Consider the following 12100-nt stretch of genomic DNA (forward strand, 5'->3'; position numbering starts at 1 on the left):
CCCCTTTCTTTAAATTATTGCAACAACTGCCTACTTCTTGCACAAATAGGGTTGAAAATGTGGAATTTGGTCCATTATTTGTTCAGTTTTACTTTTTTCCTGCCAATGCAAGGGACGACAGTCCACATATTCACAATAACCTGAACCCTCATATTTTTCATTTTTCCAGAACAATTGGTAGTTGAAGCTTCCCACATAACCCGCAGCCAAGCCAAATTTATAGTCCCCTCGGCTTTGTGCCTGTAAATGAAAAACAACCTCATCATTTTCCTGATACTGCCAAATAAACTCTCTGGGCAAATACATTTCCCGACCATTCGGTGTCTGGATTTTAGGATAGACCCGTGTCACATCAAAAATGACCTGTTTCTCATAAAGTCGTGTTTGCTGTCCCGCAGACTGAATCTCAATTCTTGAAAAAACGATGTTGTTCCATTGATTCCTTAACTCGGAGAGTACGATTTGTAAGTCTGGAGTCACCTGAATAATTTGATAAGTAAAAAAATGAAAGGCTATGAAAGGTAAATAAATTGCCCTGGCATGTTTTAAGATGCCCTGCGCCTCAATTTGGTATTTCTGTTGTTTGTAGGTGATTTCACCCTCACATTGGCATCTTGCATACCAATAGTCCGCCACACCCCATTGCAAGGCTGAATGATTTTCTATTTCCGCATGGGTATTTACCTTAAGCTGACAACTTAATTCGTCATCAATACGCTTAAAGTAATAATTGGGGAATTCTGCCTGAATATGGTCAACATCTAAAAATTGATAACGGTCCATTTCAAACTGACACTGTTCTTTGGCACTATAGCTTTTAAGGTGCCCTACAGTGGCAACACTACTACTGACCAGAACGGTTGCGGTATCAATAGCCGTAGTTGTAATTGCGCTGGCGTTATAACAGACAGGAATTCGTGGTTGCCCAATCAGGCTGATAAAGTTGAGGTAATGAAACGGTTCAGGTAAGTTTGGCAAAATCAAGGCCTGATAGACAATCTTGAACAAGCCTTTTGGGGGATAAAAAGTTAAAGCATCTGTCTTATTCAGGTTCAGCAGCTTTAATTGATTGTTGTTCATCAATATTGGCATACTGAACCTCCATTTTTTAGGTTGTTATTTTTGAATCATTCTTTTTGGCAAGTAAAGTGGTGATGAAACCTGAAAGGATGTAGAGAATAGATACAATCAGGATTCCTACTGGAATGTTGTACGTGATTGCGGCAAAAATCAAGACCACTGGCAACATCACAACAAAAGGTACACGTTTGCGATCCATTTGTTTAAATGAGTAGTACTTGATATTTGAAATCATCAACAAGCCAATACTGACCATGACAATACAGTTAACCACCTGAACCACGATATCTTTTAAGTCGAATACAAATGGAAAATCCCGTCCAACCCAGACCAGTGAGATCACCGTCACCGCTGCAAGCGGGCTGGCAATTCCAATAAAGTAACGCTTGTCCACCACGCCAATCTGCACATTGAAACGTGCTAAACGGAATGCGGCACAGGCCGTATAGATAAAGCAACATGCCAAACCAATACGGCCAAGGTCATGTAAACTCCAGCTATACATCAGAATTGCTGGCGCAACACCAAATGCCAACAGGTCAGACAGTGAATCGTATTGTTCACCAAATGCACTTTGCGCACCAATTGCCCGTGCAACACGACCATCCAGACCATCCAGCAATGCCGCCAGAAAAATGGCATAAATCGCCTGGTTAAAGTTTCCATTCATGCTTGCGATGATGGAATAGAAACCCGAAAGAAGTGCAGCAGTGGTAATCAGGTTAGGCCACAGATAGATACCACGGCGTTTTACTTTCTGCCCCTCATGCGTCTGCTCTTCTTCTTCCACTTCAAATGTGATGCCATCGAAAGAATGGTCTCTATTATTTAAATCAGAATCTGGTTTAGGAGAATTTGTCATTATTTTCAATTCCTCGAGAATATCTTGACGGTGATGGGCTTATTCACCCACCAACCAACGCACCGCAGCGTGACCACCATTTTCACTCATGCGCAAATGTGGGAACAGCCATTGTAGGGCCTGGTCCGCATCTTCTGAGAATTTCCAGGGTGGGTTGATCACCAACAAACCACAGCCATTTAACCCGACTGGTGTGTCATCTGGCCATACACAGATTTCGCACACCAACTGACGGCGAATCCCTGTCTTGAACATTTTCTTTTCAAAACGTTCGATCATGGCACGGTCTTTAATTGGATACCAAACCGCAAATACGCCTGTAGGCCATTTTTTATAGGCAGTCTGCAACAACTCAACCAGTTGTGGGAAATCTTTACGCTCGATCTCATAAGGTGGGTCGATCATGACCAAACCACGTTTTTCTTTCGGCGGAATAACACCCAACAAGCCCTCATAAGCATCACGCTCATGCAAGCCCATACGTTTATCACGGATGTTGTGGCGTAATTGCTGGAATACATCACGCTGCATTTCAAACACAGTCGCTTTATCAATTTCACGCATCGCCTGCAAGGCAAACCACGGCGAACCAGGATAGCTGCCTTTGCCCTCTTCAGTACGTAGGCTTTCCACCAGTTTCAGGTATTCCTGAATGGCTTCAGGTGCCTGGCGTTTTTCCATTTCACCCAACTGTACCAGACGATGAATCCCTGTTAAGAATTCGCCAGATTTTTGCGCTGGCGCAAGTGATAGATCATACTTGCCCGCCCCGCCATGAGTATCAATATATCGATAAGGTTTATCTTTGGCATTTAAACGAGTGAGCAGTTGAAGCAAAAGCACATGCTTCATAACATCGGCAAAGTTACCCGCATGGAAATGGTGACGGTAATTCATGTTGACAATTATTCCTCAATTCAAAGGATAGTTTAACATGAAAATAGAGGCTATTCTTTAGCATTGATGTGATCACCTCAAATTGCCCTATAAACGATTAAGCGTGAACTGGAACTGTATGCAATCTTCTTCTCTCCCAAGCTACTGGAATCTGGACAAGATTCTGGATGATTTAAATGCGTCTGGATTTGCCCTGATCAATGAGGTGTATTCAAATGAATATGTACAAGCACTGGTACATGAATGTAGTTCACATTTGGAACAGTTCAGGGCGGCAGGTGTGCAGAATGGTGTCGTCAGCCATATTCGTAGTGATCATATTTTATGGATTGATGGTCAACTTCCCATTGCGCAACAGCATATCCAGACCTTGGAACATTTATCCCAAGTTTTGAATCAGGCTTTTTATCTGGGTATTAAAGAGGTTGAGGCACATTTTGCCTGTTATCACGCAGGCGAGTTTTATGCCTTGCATCGGGACAATCCTCAACAGAAAAATGACCGTATGATTTCAACCGTGTTCTATCTGCATGAAGACTGGCAGGAGGATTGGGGTGGTCAATTACGTTTGCAGGATAAGAATGATCAGTGGCATATCATCCAGCCCCTACCCAATCGCCTTGCAATCTTTCAAAGTGATTTATTACATGAAGTGCTGTTATCGAAACAACAGCGTTTATCCATCACCGCATGGCTACGAAGTGGAAACTCAATATGGAATGGTTAAATCCTTTAAATTACGAAAAACAGCCCGATATAACTCGGTATAGCTGACGATTTTGGATCAATAAATGTCAAATGAAACCAAACAGGTGATTGCACGGATTGGTGAAACCGACCAACTTTATTTAAATGGCAATACCCCTGAACTGGCTTTGGAGCGGGCTGAATTGCGTTTGCAACTGGTCTTGCTGAGCCATGTTCGTCAGGAACAGTTGCATTTTTTGCAGGAAGCCATCGTTCTGCTTGAACAGGCACGGATTGAATATGAAGAAATGCCACTTAGTCTCTATTTGAACCTGTCCCTGCAACTTGCCAAAGCCTACATGATCTACTTTGAACTGACCAAAGAACAGCGTTTTGCCTTGATCACCCAGCAGATTTTAAAGCCGTTGGCACACCACAACCATCTGGATATTTACTTCTTTCTGGCCTATGCCTCAGCAGCGAAAAAGGAACAGGCATTAACCCAACATTGGCTGAAAAAGTATGTGTCCTGTTTAGACAATGATCTGGAACTGTTACAGGTTCACCCTGCATTTAGCCTTGCCCGTGAGGAAGAATGGTTTAAAACCCTGATTCGAAATAAGGCTCACTGATGTGAGCTTTATTTTTATGTGTGCTTATTGAGTGCTATCTAAATGCAGTTGCTGGTTAAGCTCATCAATCACAATGGCCCAGTCGTCATCTTTATCCCAATGGCTTTTTAGGAAGTCACGCTGGCCAGCACTCCAGAACTCAGCCTCATGTAGTTTTTGATCAGCCCCAAGCTGGTGTGTTTTCACAAAACTTTCAATTGAGGCATCATCCGCCTCAAGTCCCAGTTGTTCAAATAAAAGCTCAAGTGTTGGTTGTTGTTCAAACATTGTTATTCTCCACATAATTATCCCGATCAAAATAATCTAACAGCAAATACTGATTGCATGGATATATATGTCTATATTTTCTTGTAGTTTTTTGTTTTTTATCGCAACAAAAAAAGCACTCTCCAAGAGAGTGCTTTCAATTTATCAAAAAGATAAATTATTTTAGCATGTCAGCAATTGCCGCACGTTCTTCTTCAAGTTCCTGAAGTGTCTTGTCCATACGCTCACGGCTGAACTCGTCAATTTCAAGACCTTCAACACGGGTGTACTCGCCATTTTCACAAGTCACTGGCACACCGTACATTACGCCTTCAGGGATACCGTAAGAACCGTCAGATGGAATACCCATAGTTACCCATTTGCCGTTTGTACCCAACGCCCAGTCACGCATATGATCGATTGCAGCATTGGCAGCTGAAGCAGCTGAAGACAAACCACGCGCTTCGATAATCGCAGCACCACGTTTACCAACAGTTGGAAGGAATACATCTTTGTTCCATTCCGCATCGTTGATCTTGTCTTTCAAGCTTTCGCCATTTGCAGTTGCAAAACGATAGTCAGCATACATTGTTGGAGAGTGGTTACCCCAAACTGTCAATTTCTCGATGTCAGCAACCGCAACACCCGCTTTCTGAGCAATCTGAGTCAACGCACGGTTGTGGTCAAGACGCAACATTGCGGTGAAGTTTTTCGCTGGAAGGTCTGGAGCAGATTTCATCGCGATATAAGCGTTGGTGTTTGCAGGGTTACCTACAACCAATACCTTAACGTCACGGCTGGCAACTTCGTTTAAAGCCTGGCCTTGACCAATGAAGATTTCGCCATTCACTTTCAACAGGTCAGCACGTTCCATACCAGGACCACGTGGACGAGAACCCACCAACAACGCATAGTCTGCATCTTTAAATGCAACCTTTGGATCATCAGTCCCGATCATGCCCGCCAATAATGGGAAAGCACAGTCATCAAGTTCCATCATTACGCCTTTAAGCGCTTGTTGAGCTTTTTCAACAGGAACTTCAAGCAATTGTAGAATGACTGGTTGATCTTTACCTAACATTTCACCGCTTGCAATACGGAATAGTAAGCTATAACCAATTTGACCAGCAGCGCCTGTAACGGCAACACGAACGGGTTGCTTCATGTGATATTCTCCAGTGAGATGCGTTAGCACGATTGAATTTTCTTGTTATTCAACCGAATTATCATAAACGGCAAAGATTGTACTCTAAAGCGAACGTAGATGCATGTAAAAGAGAATGGATTTCAACAAAAGTCTGATAGAAAATACAAATTAAGCCAGAAAAAATGCCTAATAGCTGCCCTTGATGGTAAATTCATTTGGACAGCCCGTGACAATATGGCTTGCACATTGTTTGTATTGCCCATTTTTCTGGTAACACACGCGAATTTCAGTCAGGATGGAATCGAATCTGGAAGCCTGACAGCTAAAACGAATTCCATTTGGTGGCAGGGATGGATTGAGCTTGGTAAATTGCTGACGCAGGTTTTCCTTTTGTACCTCAATGGTATTTGGACTGGTTAGGTCAGCAGGAATTTTCAGGCGCTCGGCAAAGTTGATGACCGTCCTGAAGTACTGACTGGCATTCATGGGGACACAGCCGCCAACATTTTGCCAAAGTTGAACCCGTGCGTTTTCATCAGGCATAACCCGTGCGACAACCTTTGCCTGCAATGGGCTTAATTTTGCTGAGGTCTTGGTTTCACAGTTTTTATTGACAGGCACTTCTGGCAGCAGACTTGAGATGGTTAGTGAATAACCCTCAAGGCATTTGCGCTGTTTCTGCTTCGATGTATCCAATGCACAAGCCGCGGGCGTCATTTGTATATGCATGACATAACCAACCAGATCGTTATTATCTGCTGCATATAATGGCGCACTGAATGATAGAACCAAGTAGCAGAACAGGCTCTGCAAGGTTCCCAACATTGCTTGCTTGAATATTTTTTTCAATTTCATCAAATACAAAAACTTCATTGTTTCAAATTAAACATCTCGTGTTCTAGGGTTCATTGCGCACAGGAATGATACTCATCCGTTTCTCCAGGGATTGCGCACCCTGCCCTAGTACCACGCCATAATGTGTTGCATTGGTCATGACATGCTTGACGTAATCACGTGTTTCCAATAATGGAATGGTTTCTGTGTACTGGTCTGCCGCCATGGTCTGGAAATCTGGCTGCCAACGCCTTGCCCGATTTGGACCAGCGTTATAACCCGCTGTTGCCAGTACCGCATTGCCACTGAGCTGGCTTTGAATCATGGACAAGTAATAGGTGCCATAGCGAATATTGGTATTCATTTCGCTCAGTGCGGCTGGGTTATAGGTTTCCCCCATTTGGCGGGCAACCAACTTGGCCGTGTTTGGCATGATCTGCATCAGGCCACCCGCTCCAACATTGGAACGTGCTGTTGTTACAAATCGGCTTTCCTGACGCATTAAACCATACGCCCAGGCAGGATCAATACCAGCATTGTAACTATGGCTGGTGACATTGCTACGGTGCGGTGTTGCATAGCGGTAGGTGTCGTTGTGCTTGTTCATGGTACGGTCAGCGGCGTAAATCGCGCGATCATACCAGCCCATGTCATGTGCACGTTTTGCCGCGGCCAGCAACATTCCATCATCCTGCTGCAAGTAGGCCTGACGAACCGCCCAGTTCCATTCCCTGTTGGTGTAGTTTGCTGGCGCATTCACATCCCGAAGTGCAAATGCACGTCTAAAATGGATGTTTTGATTTAAACGCTGTATATCCTGTGAACTCGGCTGCTCATCATAAGGTTGATGGTTATAGCGCTCGCCTAAACGGTCCTTGGCAAGCAAGTTGTGATAGTCATCACCACTTTGCGCCAGCTTGCGATAAATCTGCTGCGCCGCCTGTTTTGATGCCGCATCTGAACGTTGCTCAGAGGCACGCGCCAGCCAATACTGCCAACGGTCTTCCTGTTTCTGGGTGACTGACATCGCATCAATGGCACGAATCAAGCTTTCCCATGCACCAAAACGAATCGCCTGACGCGCGTAAATTTCGGCTTCCTCTGGACTCAGCGGATAGCCATAACTTTGGTCGTAGGCATTGAGCACTTCACGATTAAAACCATTTTTCATCACTGTGGTGCCACCGACATACCCAATGGTACGGTACAAATATTTTTGTACAGGCGGTGGCGTATCCTGAGCCGCACGCTGGATATTTGCCAGGGCATTGGTTAAATCACTGTCAGCCACACGCCCCAGAGCAAAAATCAGATAGGCATAATCCGCATCATTGGTTTTTGGCGCACTCCATAAATACCCCAATGGGTTTTCCTGAATCTGATTCAACTGGGCGAGCGAAAGATTCAGCCCCATGGTTTGTGCAGTTGCAATAGCCTGTCCCGACTGTCCTGCGCGCAACTGTCCCCACAACCGCTGCTGACGGTCCTGGGCAGTCATAAGTGGGCTGGAAAGCATCATTCGCCCCAACCCCGTACATGAGTCAGGCTGGGCATTGGTGGCTAACCAGACATCTTTATATTCCGCATAAACCAGACTGTCACCTGTCTGTGCCCTGACCTGCGCAACAGCGCAACTTTCGGCCTGGTCTGGATTGGTCACATAGCTTAAAACGGGTTTTGCTTCGCTAAAATTCGCTTGTTTGACTTTTTCTTCTACATAATCCGCCGCCAGCTTCTCAGCCATTGCAGATTGTGGGTAGCGCTGGGCAAAGCTGATAATTGAGGATGCAGGCTGAAAACCGAGGTTGGTGTTAAGTTTCCAATATTCAGGATAATAGCCCAACACATCATTCTGCATGGCATCTTGATATTGGTCGAGCAAGGCAGTGTTGCTGGCATTGGCCGCACGTAGGGCATCGTTAAACTGTTCATCCAGCGCATAGACAGAAGAGCACGCAATCATTCCACCAACCGCCACAATACGGCGGAAGTTTTTCTTGTTATTCAGTTTATTGGTCACGGTTGTTATAAAATCATGTTGCTTATTCATCTTCATCAATACATTTGCCCAGTTTTGCCCTGCCGTTATAGTGTAATAAGTCTGGCTCTTCACTATTGTTGTGTTATGTAACTTGCTGATTCATATTCATTAAAATTCACGTAATTTCATCCACAATGTGTCCATTTTTGTCAGTTTTTTATTCTCTGCGCACATCGAAAAATGCTGCTATAATCCGCGGTTTGTTTAAATCCATCTTGTTTAGGAGCCTGCATGACGGTTCAAACATTCATTCCCAGTGCTGTAAAAGCTGCCTCAGAAAACACTGTTACCCAGCCAATGCACACCGCTGATGTTTCAATAAAGAAGCTGTATATTGAAACTCAAGGGTGTCAGATGAATGAGTATGACAGTCATCGTATGGCAGACTTGCTGGGTGATTCACATGGCTATGTGCTCACCGACAATCCAAATGAAGCAGACATTCTGCTCATGAACACCTGCTCGATTCGTGAAAAAGCGCAGGAAAAAGTATTTAGTGGTCTAGGCCGCTGGCGTAAGCTGAAAGAACAGAATCCTGATCTGGTGATTGGTGTGGGTGGCTGTGTTGCCTCTCAGGAAGGCGACAACATCCAGAAACGCGCTCCGTATGTGGATATGGTCTTTGGTCCGCAAACCCTGCACCGTTTACCACAAATGCTCGATCAGCATCAGGCACAGGTAGAAAAACCAAAGAAAGAAAAAATCAAGCTGGTTGATATTTCTTTCCCTGACATTGAAAAGTTCGACTTCCTGCCTGAACCACGTGTTGAGGGATTTAAAGCATTTGTCTCGATTATGGAAGGCTGTTCAAAATATTGCTCATTCTGTGTAGTGCCGTATACCCGTGGCGAAGAGGTTTCCCGTCCACTGGATGATGTGTTGGCAGAAATTGCAGGGCTGGCTGAGAAAGGCGTGCGTGAAATCAGCCTACTTGGACAAAATGTGAATGGTTATCGTGGTGAAACCTTTGATGGCGACATCTGTACTTTCCCTGAATTACTGCGTTTAGTGGCCGAAATTCCAGGGATTGGGCGCTTGCGTTATACCACCTCGCATCCGCTTGAATTTTCAGATGACCTGATTCAATGCTACCGTGACTTGCCTCAGATGGTGTCGCATTTGCACCTGCCTGTGCAAAGTGGTTCCAACGATGTGTTGCAGGCAATGAAACGTAACCACACCATTGATGTCTATATTGATAAGATTGCGAAATTGCGTAAAGTGCGTCCAGATATGCATTTATCCAGCGACTTTATTATTGGTTTCCCAGGTGAAACCGATGCACACTTTGCTGAAACCCTACAGTTCATTAAGGATCTGGATTTCGACCATTCCTATAGCTTTGTTTATTCAAAACGTCCTGGTACACCTGCGTCAGACCTGCCAGATGATACGCCTGAACAGGTGAAAAAAGACCGTTTGGCTCAGGTTCAGCAAGTGATTAAGCAATCAAGTATTGATAAGACTGATGCCATGCTGGGTAAAATTGAACGCGTCCTGATTGAAAAGGTATCTGACAAGGACCCGAATGTTTTAATTGGTACAGCGGACAATACCCGTCTCGTGACCTTTATCGGTGACGCCGCGTGGATTGGGCGTTTCGCGGAGATTGAGATCACTGAAATTAAAACTTTAAATTTAGTTTATGGTGAACTCTTGAATCTTGAACCTGACGTGGCGTAATGTAAGGGTATTCCTACACGTGAGCTAAAAGGGTTTCTCTTGACTTCAGCGATTAAACGTACTGTAACGTTCCCTGAAATTTCCATGGAACATTTAAAACGAATGCTCGGTGCATACAACGGGCATTTAAAGCAAATCGAACAACGTTTAGATGTCAAAATTACTCACCGAGGCGATGCCTTTTATCTAGACGGTGATATAGAAACAGTCGAAAGAGCCGAGGCACTGTTGCAACGGCTCTATCAAGAATCAGAAATTTCCTCACAAATCAGTGCCGATGTCCTGCATTTGATGATTCAGGGTTCACAGACCGACCGTGAACTGATGGATGATTCAGATCAGGAACATACAGGACTGGATAGCGTTTGGTTGCAGACCCGCAAAGGGCGAATCAACCCACGTGGTGCCAACCAGAAACGTTATGTGCAGCGCATTTTACAAAGTGACATTTCATTCGGTATTGGCCCTGCGGGTACAGGTAAAACCTATCTCGCGGTTGCTGCCGCAGTGGACATGCTGGAACGCAATGAAATCCAGCGCATCCTGCTGGTTCGTCCTGCGGTTGAAGCGGGTGAAAAGCTGGGTTTCCTGCCAGGTGACCTCACCCAGAAAATTGACCCTTATTTACGCCCACTTTACGATGCCCTCTATGAAATGCTGGGCTTTGAAAAAGTGGCCAAACTGATTGAACGTCAGGTGATTGAGGTGGCTCCCCTTGCCTATATGCGTGGACGAACCCTCAATCACTCTTTTGTCATTTTAGATGAAGCACAGAACACCACACCTGAACAGATGAAGATGTTCCTTACCCGTTTAGGTTTTGGTTCGCGTGCCGTGATTACAGGTGACGTGACTCAGGTGGACTTACCTCGTGGACAGCAATCTGGTTTGGCTCATGCCTTACGGGTGCTTGAAAATGTCCATGAAATTCATATCACCCGTTTCCATTCCCGTGATGTGGTGCGTCATCAACTGGTACAAAAAATTGTTGAGGCTTACGAAGGCTGGGACAGCGAACAACAACGCCTGTCTGCTGAAGCCCGTGCCGAACGCAAAGCTCGACAAGAGGCATTGATTGCAGAAAATGATTCTGCGGCAGATGCGCAACACTCTTAGAAAAATCTCCAATCCCCCTTTTGTTGCGATGCTTTAGTCGCATCTCAGGGGGACGATTTTAAGGATCTATTTTGAAAATCAATTTAAGTCTGCAACAAGACTTTCAAGCTGCCGAACTACCACTTAAACGTGGTCAAATCAAAAAAAATATCGAAATCACCCTGCGTCATGTTGGTTTCAATACGGACTTTGAAATTGGTATTGCCTGTGTTGATCTGGCAGAAAGCCACGAGCTAAATTTGCAATACCGTGAAAAAGATAAACCCACCAATGTACTGTCTTTTCCAAGTGACATTCCAGAAGAAGTGCTTAGCTTACTGGATGCAGAACCTTTGGGTGACTTGGTGATTTGTATTCCCGTAGTTTTAGAAGAAGCGGCAGAACAGCAAAAAACACCAACTGATCATTTCACGCATTTATTGGTTCACGGCATCCTGCATTTGCTTGGCTATGACCATGAAACCAGTGAATCTGATGCCGAAGAAATGGAAGCATTGGAAATTGAGATTCTTAAAAAGCTTGGTGTTGCAAATCCATATCAGGCAGATGAAATCTAGAACAGCATCCCATGTATATCGTTATTTTTAAAGCCACTGTCAAAGAACTAGATTCAACCTACTCAGAAATGGCACAAAAGCTGAGGAATAAGGCATTGAGTCAATATCACTGCATAAAGTTTGAGGCTTGCAATGAGAATGGTTTTGAAATTGCCTTGTCTTATTGGAATAGTCTTGAAGATATTAAACGTTGGCAGCAAGATGTAGAGCATCTGGTTGCCCAGCATTTAGGTAAAGAAAAATGGTATCAAGATTTTAGCGTTGAAATTTGCAAAGTAGAACGCGCCTATTCAAGTCAAAATGGATTGTGAATAACCT

General features: G+C 44.4%; 13 protein-coding genes. 6 read left to right on the top strand and 7 right to left on the bottom strand.

What is annotated here, in order from left to right; all coding sequences use genetic code 11:
• Window positions 1-30: 30 nt before the first annotated feature.
• Genes N5J47_RS04980 through rlmJ form a run of 3 tightly spaced genes read right to left on the bottom strand, consistent with a single transcriptional unit; the run spans window position 31 to window position 2839 of the window.
• The gene (locus tag N5J47_RS04980) at window positions 31-1092 is read right to left on the bottom strand and encodes a DUF6670 family protein (protein ID WP_279961345.1); all 1062 of its coding nucleotides are present in this window, start codon (window positions 1090-1092) and stop codon (window positions 31-33) included.
• A 16-nt stretch (window positions 1093-1108) separates the two neighbouring features.
• On the bottom strand, window positions 1109-1942 hold the full coding sequence (gene pssA / locus N5J47_RS04985) for a CDP-diacylglycerol--serine O-phosphatidyltransferase (RefSeq protein WP_279961344.1): 834 nt from the start codon (window positions 1940-1942) through the stop codon (window positions 1109-1111).
• A 39-nt stretch (window positions 1943-1981) separates the two neighbouring features.
• Window positions 1982-2839, bottom strand: coding sequence for a 23S rRNA (adenine(2030)-N(6))-methyltransferase RlmJ (gene rlmJ / locus N5J47_RS04990; RefSeq protein WP_267981097.1), 858 nt, complete (start codon window positions 2837-2839; stop codon window positions 1982-1984).
• A gap of 118 nt (window positions 2840-2957) precedes the next feature.
• Between rlmJ and N5J47_RS04995 the strand changes: the two genes are divergently transcribed.
• The gene (locus tag N5J47_RS04995; protein WP_279961343.1) at window positions 2958-3566 is read left to right on the top strand and encodes a 2OG-Fe(II) oxygenase; all 609 of its coding nucleotides are present in this window, start codon (window positions 2958-2960) and stop codon (window positions 3564-3566) included.
• Window positions 3567-3630: 64 nt separating this feature from the next.
• Window positions 3631-4158 carry a hypothetical protein gene (locus N5J47_RS05000; RefSeq protein ID WP_279961342.1) on the top strand — a complete coding sequence of 176 codons (528 nt, stop codon included), beginning with the start codon at window positions 3631-3633 and terminating at the stop codon, window positions 4156-4158.
• Between the two features lie 24 nt (window positions 4159-4182).
• Here N5J47_RS05000 and N5J47_RS05005 read toward each other — a convergent pair whose 3' ends face one another.
• From N5J47_RS05005 to N5J47_RS05020, 4 genes are all read right to left on the bottom strand, one after another.
• The gene (locus N5J47_RS05005; RefSeq protein WP_279961341.1) at window positions 4183-4425 is read right to left on the bottom strand and encodes a DUF2789 family protein; all 243 of its coding nucleotides are present in this window, start codon (window positions 4423-4425) and stop codon (window positions 4183-4185) included.
• A 157-nt stretch (window positions 4426-4582) separates the two neighbouring features.
• Window positions 4583-5569, bottom strand: coding sequence for a malate dehydrogenase (locus N5J47_RS05010; protein ID WP_267981101.1), 987 nt, complete (start codon window positions 5567-5569; stop codon window positions 4583-4585).
• A gap of 168 nt (window positions 5570-5737) precedes the next feature.
• Window positions 5738-6376 carry a ribonuclease I gene (locus tag N5J47_RS05015; RefSeq protein ID WP_279961347.1) on the bottom strand — a complete coding sequence of 213 codons (639 nt, stop codon included), beginning with the start codon at window positions 6374-6376 and terminating at the stop codon, window positions 5738-5740.
• Between the two features lie 73 nt (window positions 6377-6449).
• Complete coding sequence (locus N5J47_RS05020) at window positions 6450-8348, bottom strand: lytic transglycosylase domain-containing protein (protein ID WP_279961346.1); 1899 nt, start codon at window positions 8346-8348, stop codon at window positions 6450-6452.
• 309 nt (window positions 8349-8657) lie between these two features.
• Between N5J47_RS05020 and miaB the strand changes: the two genes are divergently transcribed.
• From miaB to N5J47_RS05040, 4 genes are all read left to right on the top strand, one after another.
• The gene (miaB, locus tag N5J47_RS05025; protein ID WP_279961340.1) at window positions 8658-10109 is read left to right on the top strand and encodes a tRNA (N6-isopentenyl adenosine(37)-C2)-methylthiotransferase MiaB; all 1452 of its coding nucleotides are present in this window, start codon (window positions 8658-8660) and stop codon (window positions 10107-10109) included.
• Window positions 10110-10148: 39 nt separating this feature from the next.
• On the top strand, window positions 10149-11225 hold the full coding sequence (locus N5J47_RS05030) for a PhoH family protein (RefSeq protein WP_279961339.1): 1077 nt from the start codon (window positions 10149-10151) through the stop codon (window positions 11223-11225).
• A 71-nt stretch (window positions 11226-11296) separates the two neighbouring features.
• Window positions 11297-11782: an rRNA maturation RNase YbeY gene (gene ybeY / locus N5J47_RS05035; RefSeq protein ID WP_279961338.1), complete on the top strand. Its 486-nt coding sequence runs from the start codon at window positions 11297-11299 to the stop codon at window positions 11780-11782.
• Window positions 11783-11793: 11 nt separating this feature from the next.
• Window positions 11794-12093: an antibiotic biosynthesis monooxygenase gene (locus tag N5J47_RS05040; protein ID WP_267981106.1), complete on the top strand. Its 300-nt coding sequence runs from the start codon at window positions 11794-11796 to the stop codon at window positions 12091-12093.
• Window positions 12094-12100 lie beyond the last annotated feature (7 nt).

This window comes from Acinetobacter sp. GD03645 (assembly GCF_029845285.1).
Classification (GTDB): domain Bacteria; phylum Pseudomonadota; class Gammaproteobacteria; order Pseudomonadales; family Moraxellaceae; genus Acinetobacter; species Acinetobacter corruptisaponis.